This is a genomic window from Nocardioides epinepheli (genome assembly GCF_037936805.1).
In the GTDB taxonomy this organism is placed as follows: domain Bacteria; phylum Actinomycetota; class Actinomycetes; order Propionibacteriales; family Nocardioidaceae; genus Nocardioides.
The window spans coordinates 25,747-47,806 of sequence record NZ_JBBMMC010000002.1 but is presented as its reverse complement, the minus strand read 5'-3'; the positions used below and the strand labels follow the sequence as shown (position 1 = coordinate 47,806).

Here is a 22,060-nt window from a genome sequence, read left to right as displayed (position 1 = left end):
CGGTCACGTGGTCACTTGCTCTCGAAGTACTGCATGAGCTCGCCGGGCATCTGCGCGAGCGGCTGCTCGAACAGGTCGACGCCGGTGCCGGCGTCGTTGAGCCGGACGACGAGGTTCTTGGTGCCCCACACGGCGTCGGGTCCGGGGAAGTCGTCGCGGGTGTGCCCGCCGCGCGACTCCTCGCGAGCCAGCGCCGCCTTGGCCACCGACTCGCTCACCAGCAGCATGTTGCGCAGGTCCAAGGCCAGGTGCCAGCCGGGGTTGTACTGCCGGTTCCCCTCGACGCTGACCAGCTCGGCGCGGAGCCGGAACGCCTCGATCTCCACCACCGCCTCGGCGAGCTCGCCGGCCGTGCGGATGATGCCGACCAGGTCGTTCATCGACTGCTGCAGCTCGCTCTGGATCGTGTAGGGGTTCTCCCCGCCCTCGATCTCGAACGGCAGCAGTGCGCTGGCCTGCGCGACCGCGACGTCGGCCTCGGCGACCGCCGGACGCCGGGTTCCCAGACTGGCGGCGTAGGCCGAGGCGAACTCCCCGGCTCGCTTGCCGAAGACCAGCAGGTCGCCGAGGGAGTTGCCGCCCAGCCGGTTGGACCCGTGCATTCCGCCCGAGCACTCCCCCACCGCGTAGAGCCCGGTGACCTGGCTCTCCTGGGTGTCGGGGTCGACCTCGATACCGCCCATCACGTAGTGGGCGGTCGGCCCGATCTCCATGGGCTCACGGGTGATGTCGACGTCGGCGAGCTCCTTGAACTGGTGGTACATCGACGGCAGGCGCTTGCGGATGAAGTCGGGCGAGCGTCGCGAGGCGATGTCGAGGAAGATCCCACCGTGCGGTGACCCGCGTCCGGCCTTGATCTCGGCGTTGATCGCCCGCGCCACCTCGTCGCGTGGCAGCAGCTCGGGTGGCCGGCGGTTGTTCTTCTTGTCGTCGTACCAGGCGTCGGCCTCCTCGACCGAGTCGGCGGTCTCGGCCTTGAAGAAGTCGGGGATGTAGTCGAACATGAACCGCTCGCCCTCGGAGTTGCGCAGGATCCCCCCGTCGCCGCGCACCGACTCGGTGACCAGCAGCCCCTTCACCGACGGCGGCCACACCATCCCCGTGGGGTGGAACTGCACGAACTCCATGTTGATGAGCGAGGCCCCGGCACGCAGGGCGAGCGCCTGGCCGTCGGCGGTGTACTCCCAGGAGTTGGAGGTCACCTTGAACGCCTTGCCGATGCCGCCGGTCGCGAGGATCACCGCGGGTGCGTCGAACAGGACGAACCGGCCGGTCTCGCGCCAGTAGGCCAGCGCGCCGCTGATGCGGCCGTCGTCGGGATCCTTGAACAGGTCGGTGACCGTGCACTCCATGAAGACGTCGATGCCGAGCGCCACCGCCCGCTGCTGCAGCGTGCGGATCATCTCCAGGCCGGTGCGGTCTCCTACGTGGGCCAGGCGGGCGTACTTGTGACCACCGAAGTCGCGTTGCGAGATGAGGCCGTCGTCGGTGCGGTCGAACAGCGCGCCCCAGTCCTCGAGCTCCATCACCCGCTCGGGCGCCTCCTGCGCATGCAACTGCGCCATCCGCCAGTGGTTGAGCATCTTCCCGCCGCGCATGGTGTCGCGGAAGTGGACCTCCCAGTTGTCCTCCGGCCAACGGTTGCCCATGGCGGCGGCGATGCCACCCTCGGCCATCACCGTGTGCGCCTTGCCGAGCAGCGACTTGCACACCACGGCCGTGCGCGCGCCGGCCTCGAACGCCGCGATCGCGGCGCGCAGACCGGCGCCACCGGCACCGACCACGACGACGTCGTACTGGTGGTGTTCCATGCCGCCCTCGGCGGCGCCGGACATCTCGTTGCCGGTCATCGGATGCCGCCCGGCGCCGTCGGGCTGGGCTGCGTGTCCTGGACTGCTCATGCGACTCTCCTCGAACCGACGTCGTGGGTGCTCAGAAGAACCTCACGTCCTGGATCGCGCCGCTGGCGACGAGATACACGTAGAGGTCGACCAGGGCCACCGAGAACAGTGAGGCCCAGGCGTAGCGGCCATGGTTGACGTTGAGCTTGGACACCAAGGTCCACAGCTTGTAGCGCACCGGATGCTTGGAGAAGTGCCGCAGTCGCCCGCCGACCGCGTGACGACAGGAGTGGCACGAGAGTGTGTAGAGCCAGATGAGCACCACGTTGACGATCATCAGCAGGGTGCCGAGTCCCATATGGATGCCGCTGGTCTCGCCATCGCCGAGGGCGTACTCGCCCGGCATCGGCCGGAAGGCCAGGAACACGTCGAAGGTGAGGACGCAGCCGATCACGATGGCGGCGTACCAGAAGTAGCGGTGCAGGTTCTGCAAGATCAGCGGGAACCGCGTCTCGCCGGTGTACTTCACGTGCGGCTCGGCGACGGCGCATGCGGGCGGTGAGAGCCAGAACGCGCGGTAGTAGGACTTGCGGTAGTAGTAGCAGGTCAGCCGGAAGCCGAGCGGGAAGATCAAGATGATCAGCGCCGCCGACAACGGGAACCAGCCGAACGGCTGGCCGAAGTCCGAGGCGCCCTCGACGCAGTCGCCGAGGCACGGCGAGTAGAACGGCGACAGGTAGGGCTTGGCGTAGTAGTCGGACCCGCTGAACGCCCGGATCGTCGAGTAGATGACGAAGGCCGAGAAGAGCACGAAGGTGACCAGCGGCGGGATCCACCAGCGGTCGGTGCGGAGTGTGGCTGCGTCGATGTGGGCGCGGGTGGGACCGAAGACGCCGGTGTGCTTCGTCCGTGTGCTCATCGCGCCCCTTGCCCGTGCGGTCGGCTGATCGAGTCAGCCTGAGTCTGCACAAAGTAGACGCGATGTGAAAGGGCCCACACCGAGGAACGCGCCCCCGCACCTCACGTGGACCGAGGGTCAGGCCAGGGCGATGGCGAGGACGAGGAGCACGACGCCGAGGGCCGCGAGCGCAGCGATCGGCCACAACAGCACGCGCGACTGGGCTGCCGAGGGCGGGGGCGGCGCGGCGGGCTGGGCGAGACGGCGCCCTGCCGAGCCGGCCCGGCGCTCGGGCTCGGCGGCCGATGGACGAACGGGCTCGATAGCCGTCTGGAGGGCAGGGGTCGCCCGCGTCGTCGGCGTCGGTCTCGGGCGGGTGGGCTCGCCGGACGCCGCCGGCGCCCGAACCGGACCCGGCGGGCCGGTTTCGCCGGTCGGGCCGGTCGGGCCGTCGGGCCCCCACGGAGCGGGCAGCGGCGGCAGATGGACGAAGACCTCGATCGGATCGCCGTCCGCGGCGCCGCTGGCGAGGTCGCCCGCGCCGGGCAACGCCGCGAGCTCGGCGCGCACCTCCGCGGCCGACCGTGGCCGGTCCGAGGGCTCCTCGGCGCTCATCCGGCCGATCAGCGAGGCCAGCTCCGGCGTAACCGGCAGCGGGGCGCCGTGGTCGTCGGGGTCGGTGCCGGAGGCCATCTGGCGCATGACGACGCCGAGTGCGTAGATGTCCTGCGCGGGCGCGGGATCGGCGCCCCGACGCGCCTCGGGCGAGAGGTAGCCGGGCGTGCCCAGCACTGCGCTGGTGATCGTCAGTCTCGGGCCGCCGATCTTGGCGCAGGTGCCGAAGTCGGCCAGGCGCAGGTGCGGCGCACCCCGACCGGTGGCATCGAGGAGGAGGTTGCTCGGCTTGATGTCGCGGTGGACGAATCCAGCGGCGTGGACCGTCACCAGCGCCTCGGCCGTCTGCCTGGCCAGCTCGACGACCCAGCCCTCGGGAAGCGCACCGAAGTCGCCGAGCAGGTCGGCGACCGACCCGCCGGCCACGAGGTCCATGGTGAACAGGACGCGGTCGTCCTCGCCGAACCAGTTGCGGGCGGTCAGGATGTGCGGGTGCTCGATGATCCGCCTGGACTCCTGCACGAACCGGACGACCGAGTCCGAGTCGGAGTGGCGCAGCACCTTGGCCGCCCGGTAGCGCGACTGCCGGTGGTCCCAGGCCCGCCAGACGGTCCCGCCACCACCGGAGGCGAGGACGTCGATCAGCTCGACGCGGCCGGCCACCACCTCGCCCACTGCCAGTCCTGCCTGTCGCCGAAGCCCGTCGCTGATGCCGGTGGAAAGGATGCCACAGCACGACGCCGGCTCAGCTCAGCGCGGCCGGACCTGCTCGAAGTGGGCCTCGGCGTCTGCCGCGCTACCAGTGCCGTAGACACGCAGCACCTCGGCGAGCGCTGGGAAGTCGGCGCTCAGGAGCTCGGCGGCTCGGCCGAGGTCCTCGGCACTCGAAGCCCAGCGCAGCACGAGCTGCACATCGAGCGCGCCCTGCCGGGGCAGCCGGTCGGTGGCCCTGGTGAGCACCGATCCGGGCCGCTCCGACTCGATCCTGGCGACGGCGTCGGCCGCCGCGATCCGACCCGCGCGCACGTCGGGCGCCACCTCGAGAAGGCGCTGCATCCGCTGCACTGCCGAGGGATTGCCGATCTTGATCCGCCGGCCCGAGGCGAGCTGGGAGAGCATCGGGGCGGAGAGGCCGAGGATGGAGGCGAGCCGGCCCCGGGACAGGCCGTAGTCCTCGGCGAGCCGGGCGATCAGGTCGCCGAGCGGCGCGCCGTAGAGGACGGTCTGCTGATCGCGCACCCGGCGGATGTCCTGCTCGCGGTCGCCCGTCACAGCGGCACCCTCTCCATGCACCAAGTTTGCGACGGCAAAGACACGTCGTCAACCGAGGTCTCGAGCAGCAACCCCGTGCCTTCGCGCGAACGAGCGACGCGCAATGGCTTGACCGAGTCGGCGCGGTCGGTTAATTTTGCGATTGCAAACAAGGAACCGCGCATGGGGGACATCATGGCATCACGCACTCGTCGGGGACGTCGGGTACACAGCCTCGCTCTGGCCGGGCTCGTCCTGGCCGCGTTCGCCGCCACGGCGATCACGCCGATCGCGCCGATCGCGCCGATCGCGCCGTCGAGCGCGGCGGCACCGACCGCAGCGGTTGACGACGAGGGAGCTGGGCCGGCGCGGATGATGCTGGTGCTCGACTCGTCCGGCTCGATGAAGGAGCGGGCCGACGGGGGCGAGACGAAGGTCAGCGCAGCGAAGGGGGCACTCGACACCGTCATCTCGCAGCTCCCCGACGACCAGGACGTGGGCCTGCGGGTCTACGGCGCTACGGTGTTCTCCGGGGACCAGCCGGGTGCCTGCACCGACTCCCAACAGGTGGTGCCGCTGGGCACCGGCAACCGCAAGGCGCTGCGCCGCGAGGTGGCGAAGTACAAGCCGTACGGCGAGACGCCGATCGGCTACGCGCTTCAGGAGGCCGGCAAGGACCTGGGCGAGACCGGACGCCGGACCATCGTGCTGGTCTCCGACGGGGAGCCCACCTGCGAGCCCGACCCGTGCGACGTGGCCCGCGAGCTGTCGCGCCAAGGCATCGACCTGCACATCGACGTCGTCGGCCTCGACGTCGACGACGCCGCCCGCCGCAAGCTCACCTGCATCGCCGACGCCGGCAACGGCACCTACTACGACGCCTCGAACCGCACCGAGCTGCGGGACTCGCTGAGCGCGGTGAGCCGGCGTGCGGCTCGTCCGTACACGCCGGTCGGCCGGGTCGTCACCGGCGCCGCCGATCCAGCGTCGGCTCCGGTGATCACCGCGGGCGACTGGCTGGACCCCACCACTCCCCCGGCGAAGGACACCTACTACGCCGTCGAGCGCTCCGCCGAGGGGTCGACGCTGATCGCCGGCGCGGCCTACCGAGTCGCCGCCGAGGGCGGGGTCGACAACCTGGATGTGTCCTTGGAGACCGAGGGCGGCTCGACCTGCAGCATCGGCAACGGCGTCGGCGACCAGGGCGGGCTGGCCAGCGCCGCGGCCTCGGTCACGCCCTACACCAGCGACGAGGATTGCCTGACCGCATCGCGCCTGCTGCTCCACATCGAGTACCTCGGCAACCCGCCGCAGACCCCGACCGAGATCCGGGTCACCGAGCTGCACCCCGTCGAAGACCTCGAGACCCTGCCGGAGGCGAGCACCTCCACGGCATGGATCCAGCCGCCCGCGACCGGCAGGCGCACGGAGGTGAGCGGGGGCGTCTCGTTCCTGGACGCCGAGCAGCTCACCCCGGGCAGTTATCGCGGCACGATCGTGCCCGGCGAGCTGCTCACCTTCAGCGTCGATGCCGACTGGGGGCAGCAGGTCGCCGTCTCGGCCCGGTACCCCGCGCTGCGCGGCGAGAGCGCAGAGGTGGCCGACGGCACCACCACCGCGGCAGGGATCTATGCACCGAGCCGCGCCTCGGCCGAGGCGGTGTTCACCGAGCCCAGTACGTCCGCCTCCGACCTGCTGCTGAAGGACGGCAACACACGCGTCGAGGCGACCACCCCGGTCATCAACTTCGCGAACATCGAGCGCGAAGACGCAGCATCCTTGAGCGGGGCCTACACGATCGTGCTCAGGCTGGACCGCCCGGCCGGCACCCCCTCGATCGCCGTCCCGTTCGAGCTCGAGGTCGACGTGTCGGGTACCCCGACGACCGGCCCCAGCGTCGTCGAGGCGGAGCCCGCTACCCCCGAGCCCTCCGACACCGCCGAGCCGAGCGAGGCGCCCTCGCCCACCGCCGCGAACCCCGCTACCGAGGGCACCGACCCAACGCAGGAGACCGCCTCCTCGCCCGGGGACGACGACGGCGGCCCCTCGAGGCTGAGCCTGGTCCTGGGCGGGCTGGGGGTCGCGGCCCTGGCCGCGGCCGTGGTGCTCGGCCTCAGGCGAGCCAGGACGACGTCGAGCTGAGCGTCGGGGCCGGCCCTCAGCGAGCCTGGACGACGCCGAGGGGCCGGTACTTCAGCCCGGGGAACACCTTCGACGTCGAGGCGCCGAATCGCTTCACTGCCAGCTCGCCGAACACCTGCCGGTAGTCGGTGGTGACCTTCAGGTCGGACTCGTAGCCGGTGCCCAGGCCCGGCCAGCGCCCGTGATACCCGCCCTTGACCCCTGCTCCCGCGACGAACATGACGTTGCCGTGGCCGTGGTCGGTCCCGCCGCTGTCGTTCTCCACGACCCGGCGACCGAACTCGCTGATCGTGACGAGCGTGACCTTGTCGGCCTGGGAGCCCAGGTCGCCGAGGAACGCCGCCATCGAGCCGGCGAGGTCACGGATGTTGTTGTTCATCCAGCCGCCGTCGGCACCGCCGGCGCCGACGTGCATGTCCCAGTCGCCCTGGTCGACGGTGACTACCTCGACACCGACGTTGCCGCGGATGATCTGCGCGGCGGTGGCCATCGCCCGGCCCAGGTCGGTGTCGGGGTAGTCGGACTTGTTGCTGGCGGCCCTGCGGATCGCGCGCCCCTCGCCGACGGCGTCGAACACCGAGGCCATGCTGCGGCCCAGTGGTGTCTTGTTGCCCTTCCACACGGTGCGCAGCGAGGCCTTCTTGAGTCCGTCGCCGTCGGCGCCGGGGATGGCCAGGGCGTCGGCGGCGCCGCCCGACATCACGCGCGTGGGCCCGTACAGCGAGGTCGGCAGCACGCCTCCGGTGACCCCGAAGCCCTGCAGCGGCGAGTTGCCCGAGGTGGTGCCGACCAGCCGGTTCAGCCAGCCGACCCGCGAGGTGGTGCCGGGATCGGCGTCCTCGATCTCCTCCATGGCGGCGAAGTGCGAGCGGTTCGCCACGGGCAGACCGGTGGCCTGGACGGCGGCCACCTTCCCCGCCTGCCAGTACGAGGAGAGCGGCGCGAACGCGGGGTGGAGCCCGAACATGCCGTCCTTGTGGAGCAGCCGGTCCGAGCCCACCGAGATCGATGGGCGGGCCTGGTAGTAGGCGCGGTCGCCGTGCGGCACGACGAGGCTGAGGCCGTCGGCGCCGCCACGCAACGACAGCACGACGAGCACCGACGACGCCGAACGCGCCTGTGCGGGCGAGGCCGTGACGACGGCGCCGCCGACGACCGTGCTGGCGCCGGCCAGGGCCACCGCGCCCTTCATCAGGCCACGACGGGACACGCCGGTGCGGGTGGCGGCGTACTCGTCACAGCACGCGTGGGTGGATCCGGTGGTGGGAGTGGTCGAGGTCATCGGGTCACCTGCTCAGGTGGTCGGGCGAGTCGAGGAAGACGGAGAGGAAGCGCGGGAAGCCCCACTGCACGAGCTCGTGCTCGGCGTCGACGAGCTCGCGGCGCTTGACGCCGGTCGCGCGGCAGCACGCCTCGACCAGGCGGTCGGAGGCGTGGCGGTGCAGGGTGATCCGGGCGACGTGCTCGACCAGATCCTCGAAGCGGACCTGCCGTCTGGGGAGCCAGTCCTTGGGCTCGCGGTACCCCACGGCGACCGTGGGCCACCAGCCGCCGGCGAGGTCGAGGTGGAAGCGCATGGAGGCCAGCAGCCTGGACGGCGAGGCCCACGCGGCGCCGTCGAGCGGCTGCCCGTCAGGTGTCGGCCAGCCGAACGGCGACACCCCGATCGTCTGCGCCGAGTAGAGCATCGTCGCGGCGGCCGAGCGGCCTGCGCGGTCGCCCTTCGGGGGTTGCGACACCGAGATGCCCAGCGCCCGATAGGTGCCGACGACGTCCTCTCCGGGGTCGCGCACCTTCTTGCCCGCCGCGTTCTGGAACGCAGAGGAGCGCACAAGTGCTCGGAGCACGGGCTTGATGGCGGTGTCGTTGTCGAGGTAGACGCGGGCCAGCCGGTCGACCAGCGAGGCCGGCGGACGGTCGCTGACGAACTTCACCGCGAGCTTCTGGGCGATCCGCCGCGCGGTCTGCGGGTGGTGCGCCAGGTAGCGCAGGTACTTGCGGGTCACCGCGCGGCCGTCGTCGTTGCCGTTCTTGGCGGCGAAGCCCTTGACCTTGACCCGGCCGACGTAGTGGTCCTCGCGGTTGTACTGCGGACGCCACGACTCCCACATGTCGACCGACCAGCCGGTGAGGATCCGTGCGGAGTTCTTCACGTCGCGCTCGTCGTAGTTGCCCACGCCGACGGTGTGGAGCTCCAGGAGCTCGCGCCCGAGGTTCTCGTTCGGGTGCTCCTTGGTCGACTCGGCCGCGTTGAGGTAGATGAGCATCGCCGGGTGGGTGATCGCGGCGACGAGCATGTCGTCGAAGCGGCCCAGGGCGTGCTGGCGGATCGTCTTGCCGTAGTCGACGCGATGGGTGAACTGGCCGTCGCCGACCGCGGTGACGTGCAGGTGGTTCTCCCAGAACTCGACCATCATCTCGAACACCGGGCGCCGGGTCTTGATGCGACGCAGCAGCAGCCAGCGGGCGTAGTCGTCCATCACCTCCCAGCCGCCCTCGATCTCCTTGACCTGACGGCGCCACAGCTCGGAGGGGCCGCGGCGCAGGCTCGGGTACCAACCGGCCAGCGCGTCGACCTGCGGGTCGGCGATCGAGCCCGGCGAGAGCTGCTGCTCGAACCAGGCGAGGCCGCCACCCGCCTTGCGCACGCGCTTGGCGAGCTCGGGGGTGATGCCGTAGGAGAAGCGCCGCACCAGGTGCCGGTCGGCCGGTGCGAGCAGTCGCACCCGCTTCTTGCCGGGACGCTTGCCCGGACGACGCCGGGTCGCCGGAGCAGCCTCGCCGATCGACTGGCCTACCGACTGGTTGACCGGCTCCTGCTGGACGAGCTGACGGGCAGTGCTGGTGGTGCTGGTGAAGCTGACGGGCATGAGCAGAGGACTCCAGGTGTCGTGGGACGGGCACCGGAGGAAGCGAGGAACACCATAGGGGTGAACCGCCGCGGCGCAAATCGAAGCGTTCATCTGGTGGCCACGGCGACGTCGGATCCGTGTGGTGGCCCCGATGCCGCGTGGCCCCACCGTGAGGGGGTGAGGATCGCGCTGGTCACCGAGACCTTCTACCCCGCGGTCGACGGCACGACGACCACCCTCAAGGCAGTCGCCGACCGCCTGGTCGACCTCGGTCACGTCGTCCGGATCATCACCCCAGGCCCGGGCCTGGGCACCTATCGCACCTCGCAGGTGGTGCGGATCCGCCCCTTGGAGCCGACGCTTCCCCAGGTCAAGGCGGCATTGGAGCACTTCGAGCCCGACCTGGTGCATGTCACCTCCCCCGGCACGCTGGGCCGCCGGGTCCTGCGCCACACCCACCGCGCCGGCATCCCCTCGCTGGTGGTCGAGCAGTCCCCCGTACTCGACGTGAGCGCCGGGTACTGGCGGACCCGGGTGGCCGATCGCGCCGACCGGGTGCTGGTGACCTCGACGTGGATGCTCGACCGGGTCGCCGAGTTCGGCGTCACCGCGCGGCTGTGGCGTCCCGGCGTCGACGCGGCGGCCTTCACCCCCGCGCTGCGCGACGCCTGGCTGCACGACTCCTGGTCGCGGGCGCGCTCGGCCCGGCGCGCCGGTACCGAGCCGCTGGTCGTCGTCGGCTACGTCGGCGGACTGCACAAGCGGCACGGCGTGCGGCGGCTGGCCGAGCTGGCCGCCTTGCCGGGCATCCGCCCCGTGCTGATCGGCGAGGGGTCCCAGCGCGAGTGGCTCGAGGCACGACTCCCCCAGGCGAAGGTGACCGGACGGCTGGGCCCCGGCGACCTCACCGTCGCTATGGCGACACTCGACGTCCTGGTGCACCCGGGCGAGCACGAGACGTGCGCGCACGCGCTGCGCGAGGCCGCGGCATCCGGTGTCGCGGTGGTCGCACCTCGCAGCGGCGGTGCCCGCGACGTCGTCCGGCACCTGGAGACCGGGCTGCTCTACGACCCGGCCGATCCCCGCGCGATGCTGCGTGCCGTCGCCTCCGTGGTCGCCGACCGGCGCCGGGGCCTGCTCGGCGCCGAGGGACGGGAGGTCGTGCGCCGTCGCAGCTGGATCGACGCGGTCGACGAGCTCGTCGCCGAGCACCTCCAGCCGGCCCGCATGCTGGCCGCCTGACGGGCTTCTGGACGCGCCGCGGGAGCCGCGACGCGACCTATGTCACAGGACTCGGGTGCGGCGAGGCCTCCGGTTGGCCCTAGAGTGCACACGTGGTGATGACAACTCGCCCTGCCCTGGTCAAGGGCGCACGCGCCGCGCGGACGACCATCGCGCTGAAGATGCTGATGGCCGCCAGCGGCATCCTCTTCATCGGCTTCGTGCTCGGGCACATGTACGGCAATCTCAAGGCCTTCTCGGGCCAGCGCGCCTTCAACGACTACGCGCACCACCTGCGCGTGCTCGGCGAGCCGCTGCTCCCGCACGAGGGCTTCCTGTGGATCATGCGCGTCGGTCTGCTGCTCGCGCTCGTGGTGCACGTGGGCAGCGCGCTCGCGCTCTGGCGCCGCGCCGACAAGGCCCGCTCGATCAAGTACGTCTCCAAGCGCAACGTGCACTCCAGCATCTCCTCGCACTGGATGCGCTGGGGTGGCATCACGATCCTGATCTTCCTGATCTGGCACCTGATCAACTTCACCATCGGCAAGGTGAACCCGAAGACCGGCGACACCGGCGCGGCCGCCGGCGACCCGTACACGCTTCTGGTCCAGTCCTTCGAGGTCTGGTGGATCACGGTCATCTACCTCATCGCGATGGTGGCGCTGGGCATGCACCTGCACCACGGCACGTGGAGCGCGGCGCAGACGCTCGGCCTCACCAACAACGCCAAGGCGCGCCGCAACGCCAAGGCGATCGGCATGATCCTCGCCGTGGTCATCGCCGGCGGCTTCTCGCTGGTGCCGATCTTCGTGCTCGCCGGCGTCATCGACTGATCTGAGGGACCCCACATGACCGACATGCCCGACACCACCAACACCTTCGACGCCTCCCACACCGAGCAGCTCGGCGAGGAGCGCTACGACGACGCCGCCGGCTACTACGTCGACGGCGCCCCGATCGCCGACACCAAGGCCCCCGAGGGTCCTCTCGACGAGCGCTGGAACACCCGGCAGTTCGAGGCCCGCATCGCCAACCCGGCCAACCGGCGCCGGCTCTCGGTGATCGTGGTCGGCACCGGGCTGGCGGGTGCCTCGGCGGCCGCGACCCTCGGTGAGGCCGGCTACGTCGTCAAGTCGTTCTGCTACCAGGACTCCCCGCGCCGCGCGCACTCGATCGCGGCCCAGGGCGGCATCAACGCGGCCAAGAACTACAAGGGCGACGGCGACTCGATCTACCGGCTCTTCTACGACACCATCAAGGGCGGCGACTACCGCTCGCGCGAGTCGAACGTCTACCGGCTGGCCCAGGTGAGCACCGGCATCATCGACCAGTGCGTGGCCCAGGGTGTCCCCTTCGCACGTGAGTACGGCGGCCTGCTCGACAACCGCTCCTTCGGCGGCGTCCAGGTCTCGCGCACCTTCTACGCCCGCGGCCAGACCGGACAGCAGCTCCTCATCGGCGCCTACCAGGCCCTCGAGCGCCAGGTCGCCGCCGGCACGGTCAAGTGCTACACCCGCCACGAGATGGTCGAGCTGATCGTCGTCGACGGCCGCGCCCGCGGAATCATCGTCCGCGACCTGGTGACCGGCGAGATCGAGACCTACTTCGCCGACGTCGTCGTGCTGGCCTCCGGCGGCTACGGCAACGTCTTCTTCCTCTCCACCAATGCGATGGGCTGCAATGTCACCGCCTCGTGGCGGGCCTACCGCAAGGGCGCCTACATGGCGAACCCCTGCTACACCCAGATCCACCCGACGTGCATCCCGGTGTCGGGATCGCACCAGTCGAAGCTCACCTTGATGTCGGAGTCGCTGCGCAACGACGGCCGCATCTGGGTCCCGAAGAACCAGGCCGACTGCACCAAGGACCCCCGCGACATCCCCGAGGACGAGCGCGACTACTACCTGGAGCGGATCTACCCGGCCTTCGGCAACCTGGTGCCCCGCGACATCGCCTCGCGCCAGGCCAAGAACATGTGCGACGAGGGCCGGGGCGTGGGCCCGGAGGTCGACGGCGTCCGGCGTGGCGTCTACCTCGACTTCGCCGACGCCATCGAGCGCCTCGGCCGCGATGCCATCGAGGACAAGTACGGCAACCTCTTCGACATGTACGCCCGCATCACCGGCGAGGACCCCTACTCCACTCCGATGCGTATCTACCCGGCCGTGCACTACGTGATGGGCGGGCTCTGGGTCGACTACGACCTCCAGTCGAGCATCCCCGGTCTGTTCGTCACCGGCGAGGCCAACTTCTCCGACCACGGCGCCAACCGGCTCGGGGCCTCGGCCCTGATGCAGGGTCTGGCCGACGGCTACTTCGTGCTCCCGAACACCATCCGCGACTACCTCGCCGAGGGGCCCTTCGAGAAGGTGGCCGAGGACGACCCCGCTGTCGTGGCGGCACAGGACGCCGTCGCCGGCCGGATCGCCCAGCTGATGAGCACCAACGGCACCCGCAGCGTCGACTCCTACCACCGCGAGCTCGGCCACATCATGTGGGAGTACTGCGGGATGGAGCGCACCGCGGAAGGGCTCCGCAAGGCGATCGACCTGATCCGCAGCCTGAAGGAGGACTTCTGGCGCAACGTCAAGGTCCTCGGCGAGACCGACGGCATGAACCAGTCGCTGGAGAAGGCCGGCCGGGTTGCCGACTTCTTCGAGCTCGGCGAGCTGATGTGCATCGACGCGCTCAACCGGCGCGAGTCCTGCGGCGGCCACTTCCGCGCCGAGTCGCAGACCGAGGACGGCGAGGCCCTGCGCCACGACGACCAGTACGCCTACGTGTCGGCCTGGGAGTTCGCCGGCGACGACGAGCTGCCGATCCTCCACAAGGAGCCCCTGACCTATGAGTTCGTCGAGATGAAGCAGCGGAGCTACAAGTGAGTCTCTTGCGCCTCTCTCCCCTCTCGCACAACGCCGTGGAAGGCCCCCGATGAAGCTGACCCTCAAGATCTGGCGCCAGGAGCGCGCCGGAGCGTCCGGCTCGATGCACACCTACGAGATCGACGACGTCTCGGAGGACATGAGCTTCCTGGAGATGCTCGACGTCCTCAACGAGGACCTCAACGCCAAGGGCGAGGAGCCGATCGCGTTCGACTCCGACTGCCGCGAGGGCATCTGCGGCATGTGCGGCCTGATGATCAACGGCCAGGCGCACGGACCCGAGGTCACCACGACCTGCCAGCTGCACATGCGCTCGTTCAAGGACGGCGACACGATCACGATCGAGCCGTGGCGCGCCGACGCGTTCCCGGTGATCAAGGACCTCGTCGTCGACCGCAGCGCGTTCGACCGGATCATCCAGCAGGGCGGCTACATCTCGGTCAACACCGGTGCCGCGCCGGACGCCCACGCCACCCCGGTGCCGAAGGACAAGGCCGACCGGGCCTTCGACGTCGCCACCTGCATCGGCTGCGGTGCCTGCGTGGCCGCCTGCCCGAACGCCTCGGGCTCGCTGTTCCTGGGCGCGAAGATCACCCACCTCGGCGAGCTGCCCCAGGGGCAGGCCGAGCGCGACACCCGCGTGGTGAACATGGTCGCCCAGCACGACGCCGAGGGCCTCGGCGGCTGCACGAACATCGGTGAGTGCACGGCCGCCTGCCCCAAGGAGATCCCGCTCGACGTGATCTCGCGTCTCAACTGGGACCTGCACGCCGCGCTTCGCCACGGTCGCTGAGCCCCGCGGCCTCGCTCACGGCGGCCATCCAGCGCGCTCGACGCGCGAACGCCTGCCGCAACTCGGCCGGCTCCTCGATCCGCATCGCGAACTCGTGGTCGGAGAGACGGAGCACGGTGGCCTCGAGGTTGCGGGTCGTCAGGCGCACGCGCGTCGTGTGGTCGTCGACGGCCTCCGCGACGCCGACGTAGCCCGGGATGGTGGCCCGCACGGCAGCCAGCGGTGCCTGCAGCACCACCGAGACCTGCCACTCCTGCCAGCTGGTCGCCAGCGACGCCTCGACGGCGGCGGCGACGTCCAGTCCGCGCGGCCGGCGGAAGACGTCGGGCCGTAGCGCGACCGTCTCGATCCGGTCGACCCGGAACGTGCGCCGGGCACGACGCAGATGGCACCAGCCGTGCAGGTAGAGGTGGCCGCGCACGACCACCACGCCGTACGGGTTGACCTCGCGGGTCGTGAGCTCCTCCCCCGAGCGGTGGACGATGCGGCAGACCCGCTCGGCGACGACGCCGCCCGCAAGGGTGGCGAGCAGGCCGGGGTCGGGTGCGGCGCCGGCCGCAAGACGGTCTGCCCGAGCCGGCGGCACGACGGCGGCGAGCACCGCCTCGACGCGCTCGTCGACGTCGCGCGGCAACGCCCGGCGCAGCTTGGCCAGCGCGGCCGCCGTCGGCCCCGACTCGGCCCGGAGGACCGCGAGGGTCAAGGTGAGCGCGACCGCCTCGTCGGTGCTCAGCATCAGCGGTGGCATCCGGAATCCGGCCTCGAGGTGGTAGCCGCCGGTGCGGCCGCGGCGGGCGACGACGGGGATGCCCAGCTCCTGGAGGGTGCCGACGTAGCGGCGCACGGACCGTTCGCCCACCCCCAGCTCGGTGGCGAGCTGGGCTGCGGTGAGTCCGGGGCGCTCCTGGACCCGCTCGAGGAGGGCGAGCACGCGGCCGGCCGGACTCGAACCAGCGGTGGGAAATCCGGTCGGATCCTGTCCGGTCACGTCGCTAGCGTACGACCATGGCTACCTCGAAGACCGTCCTCGTCGTGATCGACGTCCAGCACGGCAACACCGCACAGGGCTGGGACCGCGATGGCGTGATCGGCCGGATCGCCGGCCTCATCGACCGCGCTCGCGGCGACGGCGTACCGATCGTCTGGGTCCAGCACGAATCCGGTCCGTTCGTCCCCGGCAGCGATCCGTGGCAGATCGTGGCGGAGGTGCGGCCGGGTGCCGACGACCCGGTCGTCGCCAAGCGCTATCTCGACGCCTTCGTGGAGACCGACCTCAAGGAGCGTCTCGACGCACTCGGGGCCACCCGACTGGTGCTGTGCGGTGCCGCCACCGATGCCTGCATCCGCAGCACGGCCGCCCGCTCGCAGATCGAGGGCTACGACACCGTGTTGGTCGCCGACGGCCACACCACCGACGAGGGCCCGTGGGACATGCCCCTGCCCGACGGGACCGAGGTGCCGGTCGGGGCCCGCGAGATCATCGCCTACACGAACTTCTTCGTCGGCGACACCGAGTACCCGGGCGTCACCACCGAGGTGGTCAGGGCAGCCGAGGTGACCTGGTAGGTCGGTCAGCGGCCCCGGGCGCGCTACAGGACGTCGTTCTTCTTGCGCAGGAAGGCCACCAGGCCGAGCATCCCGGTAGCGCCGGCCGCGAACGGCGCGGTCAGCTTGCGCAGCCGGGCACGCTTGTCCTCGACCTGCTCGAGGCGAGGCAGCGAGGGGCCGTGCACCGGATCGGTGGGCCGGGCGAGGCGGATCGCCCGCGCCTCGGGGGTGGTGTAGGCCCAGGAGGCCGAGTAGAGCACCAGACGCGAGAAGTAGTTGATCCAGACCAGCAGGATCAGGGCGATCCCGAACGCCTGGAAGGCCGGCTGCCCCTGGGTCGACTTCAGCAGCAGGCCCGAGGCCTGCTTGAGGATCTCGAAGCCGACAGCTCCGAGGATCGCACCCGAGCGCAGCGAGCTCGCCGGCACCGGCGGCTCGGCGAGCAGGTTGAACAACGTGTAGAACAAGAAGGCGTTCGCGGCCAGGCCCACGACGAGGACCAGGACCCGCACCACCCACGCGAACTCCGAGCCAAGACCGACCCAGCCCAGGATGTCGGAGGCGAAGCCGGAGACGAAGCCGGCGAGCGCCACGGTGACCAGCAGCACGAGACCGATCACCGCGAGCGCCGCGAGATCGCGCACCTTGCCCTTGACGAAGGTAGGCAGGTCGCGCGGCGGCGTCTCGAAGATGACGACCAGCGACGCCCGGAACGCCGAGACCCAGCCGAGTCCGGCATACAGGACACCGAGCACACCGACGACACCGGCAAGGCCGGAGAAGGTCTGCACGTCGCTCAGCGAGATCTGGTTGGCGCCGTCGCCGACCAGCCCCGGAAGCACCGACTCGATCGCCTTGGTGAGGTTCTCGTCGGCGTCGGGATAGATCCGCGAGATCATGCCGACCACGAAGAAGGCCAGCGCGAGGATCGGGAAGAACGACAAGAAGGCGAAGTAGGTGACGGCACCGGCCTGCTGGTTGCCGTTGACCGCCGAGTAGTGCTCGTGGGTCAGGAGCAGATGGTTCAGGTGCGGGTGCCGCTCACGGGCAGCCGCGAGACGTTGCTTGAATCCGGCCATCGAGTCAGCCCCCCAAAGCTGCCAGGAGGTCGAAGCTGCGCGTCTGGCGCCAGCCGGTGTCCTCCTCGTGCACGTAGAGATGGAACTGGCCCACGGTGAACTCGCACTCGAAGTCCGAGAGCTGGTCGAAGGCCTGGTCGAGACGCACGTCGTCGAGGTGATGGGCGACGGTCACGTGCGGGTGGTACGGGAAGGTGAGGTCGACGTCGAGCGGGCCGCGGCGCACCGCGGAGGCCAGCTGCTCGCACTGGGAGATGCCGATCGCGACGGTGACGAAGACGACCGGGGAAACCGGACGGAAGGTACCGGTGCCCCTCAGGTGGACGTCGAAGGCGGGCACCGTCGCGGCAGCCGCGGCGAGGTGCTCCTCGATGGCCGCCACGCCGTCGTCGGCGACCTCGGTGGGTGGCACCAGGGTGATGTGGGTCGGGATCGTGGGCGCGGTGGTGTCGCCGACCGCGGCACGGTAGTCCTGGAGCTGTGTCGCCCAGGGCTCGGGGATTGCGATGGCCACTCCGATCGTGGGCATTGCCCGACCCTATCGGCCGGTCGCAGCCACGAAGCCCACCCGTTGGTAGACGTCGCGCAAGGTGGCGCGAGCCACCTCGCCGGCTTGGGCTGCGCCCTGCGCCAGCACCTCGGACAGGTAGGACTGGTCGTCGAGCAGCTCGAGGGTCCGGTCGCGGAACGGCGTGACGAAGGTGACCACCGCGTCCGCGAGGTCGCCCTTGAGAGTGCCGTACCCCTTGCCGGCGTACTCGGCCTCGAGGTCGGCGACGCCGGTCCCGGTGAGGGCGGAGAAGATGGTGAGCAGGTTGCTGATGCCGGGCTTGGCCTCCGGGTCGAACCTGATCTCGGCCTCGGAGTCGGTGACCGCCGAGCGGATCTTCTTCGCGCTGACCGACGGCTGGTCGAGCATCTCGATGATGCCGGCCGGCGAGGAGGCCGACTTCGACATCTTCGAGGTGGGGTCCTGCAGGTCGGCGATCTTGGCGGTCGCCTTGAGGATGTAGGGCTCCGGGAGCCGGAAGGTCTTCTTGTAGCGGTGGTTGAACCGCTGGGCGAGGTCGCGGGTGAGCTCGAGGTGCTGGCGCTGGTCCTCGCCGACCGGTACGTAGTGCGGGCGGTAGAGCAGGATGTCGGCGGCTTGGAGCACCGGGTAGGTGAACAGCCCGACCGAGGCGGCGCCCTCGCCGCCCTTGGCCGACTTGTCCTTGAACTGCGTCATCCGCCGTGCCTCGCCGAAGCCGGTGAGGCACTCGAGCACCCACCCGAGCTGGGGATGCTCGGGCACCTGGCTCTGCACGAAGATCGCCGAGCGCGCGGGGTCGATGCCCATCGCGAGGAGCTGGGCGGCCGCGCGCAGCGTGCGCTCGCGCAGCACCTTGGGGTCCTGCTCGACGGTGATCGCGTGCAGGTCGGCGATGAAGAAGAACGGCTGATGGTCGCGCTGGAGGTCGACCCACTGGCGCAGGGCGCCGAGGTAGTTGCCGAAGTGGAAGGAGTCGGCCGTGGGCTGGATCCCGGACAGCACGCGTGGACGTGCGCCGCTGGTCGGAGCCGTCGGGACGGCGATCTCTGGTTCGGTCACCGCAGGCATGCGGGTCATTGTTCCCGATGACCTGAGAGCATCGGCGCGTGCCCACCCACCTCGCCTTCGACGACCACCTCGCCGGCCTCCACGACGCCATGACGGCCTTCGCGCGGCACGCCGAGAGAGCCGGCATCGACACCGACGTCCCCACCTGCCCGGAGTGGACCGTGCGCCGCCTGATCGGCCATCAGGGTGCCGTGCACCGCTGGGCGGCCGGCGGGTTCACCGGCGTGGAGGTCGACTGGGACCCGGTCGAGAAGGCCGGGCGCAGCAGCGCGGATCCGGTCGAGTGGCTTCGTGACGGCGCGATCGAGCTGGTGACGACGCTGGTGAAGGCACCCGCCGACGGCGCGACGCCGCGAGCGTTCCTGCACGACGCTCCCCCACCGCGCGCCTTCTGGGCTCGCCGTCAGTGTCACGAGACCACGATCCACGCCGTCGACGCGCTGGCCGCCGCGCTCGGGCGTCGTCCACGCGCCGAGGAGACCTGGATCGGCCCGGACCTCGCCCTCGACGGCGTCGACGAGTTGCTGCTGGGCTTCGTGCCGAGGTCGCGCTCGAAGCTGCGGTCGGAGACCCCGCTCACCCTCGCCGTGCGCCTCACCGACGCCGACCGCGGTTACCTGATCGAGGTGAGCAACGAGCCTCCCCGCGTCACGCGCCACGACGGCGCGGACGTCGATCTCACCGGGGACCGCACCATCGAGGGCACCGCTGCCCAGCTCTATCTCGCGCTCTGGCAGCGCTCCGACGAGCTCGACTCCGACTTCTGGCCGCTGTGGGAGAGGTCTGCGGTTCGGTGATGTCGCTGCGCCGAAATCGACATGCGTCCTGGCCCGACGCCGTGTCAGGGTTCGGCGCATGACCGTTCCAACCCTGAGCTCCACGACGTCGATCGGCACGGTGACCCTCCGCGCCCTGGACGAGCGCGATATCGCCGGAGTGCTGGAGCAGTGCGTGGATCCACTCTCGATCGAGTGGACTCAGGTGCCGGTGCCGTTCGGGCTCGCCGACGCGCGGGAGTTCGTGGAGGTCATCGCGCCGAACGCCTGGGCCGACGGGTCGCAGTGGATCTTCGCCGTCGAGCACGACACCGGCGACGGTCCGCGGTACGCCGGAAACATCGCGCTGCGCGACGAAGGACACGGGCTGGCCGAGATCGCCTACGGCTCACACCCCGAGGCTCGCGGCACCGGCGCGATCGAGGCGGGCCTGCGGCTGCTGCTGGAGTGGGGTTTCGGCACCCAGGGTCTCCAGACGGTCATCTGGCGCGCGAACAAGGGCAACTGGGCCTCGCGCAAGGTGGCGTGGCGGCTCGGGTTCCGCATCGACGGCGTGCTGCGGCACTCCCACGTGTTCCGCGGCGAGCTGGTCGACGGCTGGGTCGGCACACTGGTGGCCGACGAGCCCCGCGAGCCGCGTCACCGGTGGCTCGACGTGCCCGAGCTGCGCGGCGACGGCGTGTGCCTGCGGGCGGTCTCCGACGACGACACGTCACGGATCGTGGAGGCGTGCGGGGACCCGCGCACCCAGCAATGGCTGGGCCTCATGCCCTCGCCCTACACCGCCGACGACGCCTGGGCCTGGCGCCAGGCCTGCACCGAGAAGCGCGCCACCGGCACCGGGACGACGTGGGCGATCACCGCGGACTCGCCGGACGCGCCCGCACCGCTCCTCGGAGCGATCAGCCTCTTCGACCTCAACGACGACGACGTCGAGATCGGCTACTGGGCGCACCCCGAGGCACGCGGCCGCGGCGTCATGACGGCGGCCGTGCGGGTCGTGACCACCTGGGCCTTCGAGGAGCTCGGCGTGGGACGGGTCCGGATCGTGTGCGCCGTCGACAACGCCGCCTCGCGGCACGTCGCCGAGGCGGCCGGCTTCACCGAGACCGGCGGCGAACGTCGGGCCACCCGGGTCCGCGACGGTCGCGCCGACGTCGTGCTCTACGACGTCCTCGACTCCGAGTGGGCGGCCGGCTCGCAGGCGTGAGGCCGCCGGCGCGGCGGTGCAGGAGACCGGAGGTCACGATGACGGCAAGGCCGGCGAGGGAGAGCGCGACGCCGGCCAGGGCCGGGGCGCGGTAGCCGAGGTCGGCGGCGATCACGACGCCACCGAGCCACGCACCGAGTGCGTTGGCGACGTTGAGGGAGGCGTGGTTCATCGCCGCGCCGAGGGTCTGGGCGTCACCGGCGACGTCCATCAGCCGCAGTTGGAGGCTCACCACGAGGATCGAGCCGAGCACGGTGACGACGAACGCGACCGGGAGCAGGCCCCAGCCGGTGGGGGCCAACAGCCAGTAGGCCAGCAGTGCCACGGCCAAGCCGGCCGAGCCGAGCACCAGCGCCCGGAACACCGACCAGTCGGCCAGGGGTCCGGCCGCCCAGGTGCCGGCGACCATGCCGAGACCGAAGACGAGCAGGAACACCGGCACCGCGCCGTCGCCGAGTCCGCCGACCTCGGTGACCGTCGGCGCGACGTAGGAGAACACCGCGAACATGCCGCCGAAGCCGATCGCGCCGGCGAGCAGGGTGAGCCAGACCTGGGGCTTGGAGAACGCCGCGAGCTCACGTCGTCCGGTGGCCTCGGCGTCGCCCGGGCAGGAGGGAACGAACGCGAGGATGAAGGCGATCGTGACCACCGCGAGCACCGCCACCGACCAGTAGGCCGCGCGCCACCCGAATTGCTGCCCCAGCCAGGTGGCGGCCGGGACGCCGGCGACGTTGGCCACCGACAGACCGAGCATCACCGCCGCCACCGCGCGGCCCTTGCGCCCCGGCGGGGCGAGACCTGCGGCGACGAGGGAGGCCACACCGAAGTAGGCGCCGTGCGGGACGCCACCGAAGAACCGGGCCACCATGAGCCATCCGTAGCTGGAGGCCATCGCGCTCATCACGCTGAACACGGTGAAGAACACCATCAGCCCGATCAGCAACGCCCGGCGAGGCCACTTGGCGCCGAAGAACGCGAGCACCGGTGCTCCGACCACGACGCCGACGGCGTAGGCGGAGATCACGTGCCCCGCCGTGGGGATGGAGACGTCGACACCGCGGGCGATCTCGCGGATCAGCCCCATCGTGACGAACTCGGTCGTGCCGATCGCGAACCCGCCCATCGCGAGCGCGAGCACGGCGAGCCCGAAGTGGGTCGCCCGGGGGGCGTCCTGGGCCGATGACTTCGACGCGGGGGTCGTGGCGGTGGACGTCATCAGGGCTTTCGGAAGGAGAGGGCGGGCTGCACGTCATTGTTCAACCCGCCCCCGACGGCGACCTATTCCACGTTCGCCGTGTGACCGGCGCCTCGTGTCGTGGTCCGGTCCGACGCTACGAAAGCGCAGCCTGGAT

Annotated in this window: 19 protein-coding genes; 8 read left to right on the top strand and 11 right to left on the bottom strand. The window is 70.8% G+C overall.

Annotated features, from left to right (window positions below; translation table 11 throughout):
- Positions 1-11: 11 nt before the first annotated feature.
- The 4 genes from WMR31_RS03645 to WMR31_RS03630 form a co-directional block, all read right to left on the bottom strand.
- Positions 12-1,901, bottom strand: a complete 1,890-nt coding sequence (locus WMR31_RS03645) for a fumarate reductase/succinate dehydrogenase flavoprotein subunit (protein WP_340537413.1) — start codon at positions 1,899-1,901, stop codon at positions 12-14.
- A gap of 31 nt (positions 1,902-1,932) precedes the next feature.
- Positions 1,933-2,760: a succinate dehydrogenase subunit SdhC gene (gene sdhC, locus WMR31_RS03640; RefSeq protein ID WP_340537412.1), complete on the bottom strand. Its 828-nt coding sequence runs from the start codon at positions 2,758-2,760 to the stop codon at positions 1,933-1,935.
- Positions 2,761-2,877: 117 nt separating this feature from the next.
- Complete coding sequence (locus WMR31_RS03635) at positions 2,878-4,029, bottom strand: serine/threonine-protein kinase (RefSeq protein ID WP_340537411.1); 1,152 nt, start codon at positions 4,027-4,029, stop codon at positions 2,878-2,880.
- A gap of 75 nt (positions 4,030-4,104) precedes the next feature.
- Positions 4,105-4,626 (bottom strand): helix-turn-helix domain-containing protein, encoded by a 522-nt coding sequence (locus WMR31_RS03630; RefSeq protein WP_340537410.1) that lies wholly within the window; start codon positions 4,624-4,626, stop codon positions 4,105-4,107.
- A 174-nt stretch (positions 4,627-4,800) separates the two neighbouring features.
- Here WMR31_RS03630 and WMR31_RS03625 point away from each other — a divergent pair, with 174 nt between their 5' ends.
- Complete coding sequence (locus tag WMR31_RS03625) at positions 4,801-6,747, top strand: vWA domain-containing protein (RefSeq protein ID WP_340537409.1); 1,947 nt, start codon at positions 4,801-4,803, stop codon at positions 6,745-6,747.
- Between the two features lie 16 nt (positions 6,748-6,763).
- On the opposite strand, the gene WMR31_RS03620 is transcribed toward WMR31_RS03625, so the two are convergent.
- Together WMR31_RS03620 and WMR31_RS03615 are read right to left on the bottom strand one after the other, a co-directional pair.
- Entirely contained in the window at positions 6,764-8,029 is a 1,266-nt protein-coding gene (locus tag WMR31_RS03620) for a DUF1501 domain-containing protein (protein WP_340537408.1), read from the bottom strand.
- A gap of 4 nt (positions 8,030-8,033) precedes the next feature.
- On the bottom strand, positions 8,034-9,617 hold the full coding sequence (locus WMR31_RS03615; RefSeq protein ID WP_340537407.1) for a DUF1800 domain-containing protein: 1,584 nt from the start codon (positions 9,615-9,617) through the stop codon (positions 8,034-8,036).
- Positions 9,618-9,776: 159 nt separating this feature from the next.
- Between WMR31_RS03615 and WMR31_RS03610 the strand changes: the two genes are divergently transcribed.
- The 4 genes from WMR31_RS03610 to WMR31_RS03595 all read left to right on the top strand — a co-directional run bounded on the left by WMR31_RS03610 (position 9,777) and on the right by WMR31_RS03595 (position 14,495).
- Complete coding sequence (locus WMR31_RS03610; RefSeq protein WP_340537406.1) at positions 9,777-10,841, top strand: glycosyltransferase; 1,065 nt, start codon at positions 9,777-9,779, stop codon at positions 10,839-10,841.
- Positions 10,842-10,939: 98 nt separating this feature from the next.
- Entirely contained in the window at positions 10,940-11,653 is a 714-nt protein-coding gene (locus tag WMR31_RS03605) for a succinate dehydrogenase cytochrome b subunit (protein ID WP_340537405.1), read from the top strand.
- 24 nt (positions 11,654-11,677) lie between these two features.
- Positions 11,678-13,702: a fumarate reductase/succinate dehydrogenase flavoprotein subunit gene (locus WMR31_RS03600; RefSeq protein WP_340537676.1), complete on the top strand. Its 2,025-nt coding sequence runs from the start codon at positions 11,678-11,680 to the stop codon at positions 13,700-13,702.
- A 49-nt stretch (positions 13,703-13,751) separates the two neighbouring features.
- On the top strand, positions 13,752-14,495 hold the full coding sequence (locus WMR31_RS03595; protein ID WP_340537404.1) for a succinate dehydrogenase/fumarate reductase iron-sulfur subunit: 744 nt from the start codon (positions 13,752-13,754) through the stop codon (positions 14,493-14,495).
- Here WMR31_RS03595 and WMR31_RS03590 read toward each other — a convergent pair.
- On the bottom strand, positions 14,455-15,483 hold the full coding sequence (locus tag WMR31_RS03590) for a helix-turn-helix transcriptional regulator (protein ID WP_340537403.1): 1,029 nt from the start codon (positions 15,481-15,483) through the stop codon (positions 14,455-14,457). The two genes, WMR31_RS03595 and WMR31_RS03590, sit on opposite strands and share 41 nt — an antisense overlap.
- A 17-nt stretch (positions 15,484-15,500) precedes the next feature.
- Here WMR31_RS03590 and WMR31_RS03585 point away from each other — a divergent pair, with 17 nt between their 5' ends.
- Positions 15,501-16,061 carry an isochorismatase family protein gene (locus WMR31_RS03585; RefSeq protein WP_340537402.1) on the top strand — a complete coding sequence of 187 codons (561 nt, stop codon included), beginning with the start codon at positions 15,501-15,503 and terminating at the stop codon, positions 16,059-16,061.
- 23 nt (positions 16,062-16,084) lie between these two features.
- On the opposite strand, the gene WMR31_RS03580 is transcribed toward WMR31_RS03585, so the two are convergent.
- The 3 genes from WMR31_RS03580 to trpS are packed head-to-tail and all read right to left on the bottom strand — an operon-like array spanning position 16,085 to position 18,722.
- Positions 16,085-17,122 carry a YihY/virulence factor BrkB family protein gene (locus WMR31_RS03580; RefSeq protein WP_340537401.1) on the bottom strand — a complete coding sequence of 346 codons (1,038 nt, stop codon included), beginning with the start codon at positions 17,120-17,122 and terminating at the stop codon, positions 16,085-16,087.
- A gap of 4 nt (positions 17,123-17,126) precedes the next feature.
- Positions 17,127-17,651 carry a 2'-5' RNA ligase family protein gene (locus tag WMR31_RS03575; protein WP_340537400.1) on the bottom strand — a complete coding sequence of 175 codons (525 nt, stop codon included), beginning with the start codon at positions 17,649-17,651 and terminating at the stop codon, positions 17,127-17,129.
- A gap of 9 nt (positions 17,652-17,660) precedes the next feature.
- On the bottom strand, positions 17,661-18,722 hold the full coding sequence (gene trpS / locus WMR31_RS03570; RefSeq protein WP_340537399.1) for a tryptophan--tRNA ligase: 1,062 nt from the start codon (positions 18,720-18,722) through the stop codon (positions 17,661-17,663).
- Between the two features lie 38 nt (positions 18,723-18,760).
- Here trpS and WMR31_RS03565 point away from each other — a divergent pair, with 38 nt between their 5' ends.
- Both WMR31_RS03565 and WMR31_RS03560 read left to right on the top strand, forming a co-directional pair.
- Positions 18,761-19,519, top strand: coding sequence for a maleylpyruvate isomerase family mycothiol-dependent enzyme (locus tag WMR31_RS03565; protein WP_340537398.1), 759 nt, complete (start codon positions 18,761-18,763; stop codon positions 19,517-19,519).
- Positions 19,520-19,577: 58 nt separating this feature from the next.
- A complete protein-coding gene (locus WMR31_RS03560) occupies positions 19,578-20,708 on the top strand; it encodes a GNAT family N-acetyltransferase (RefSeq protein ID WP_340537397.1) in 1,131 nt (376 codons plus the stop codon).
- On the opposite strand, the gene WMR31_RS03555 is transcribed toward WMR31_RS03560, so the two are convergent.
- Entirely contained in the window at positions 20,599-21,924 is a 1,326-nt protein-coding gene (locus tag WMR31_RS03555) for an MFS transporter (RefSeq protein ID WP_340537396.1), read from the bottom strand. The two genes, WMR31_RS03560 and WMR31_RS03555, sit on opposite strands and share 110 nt — an antisense overlap.
- Positions 21,925-22,060: the final 136 nt, after the last annotated feature.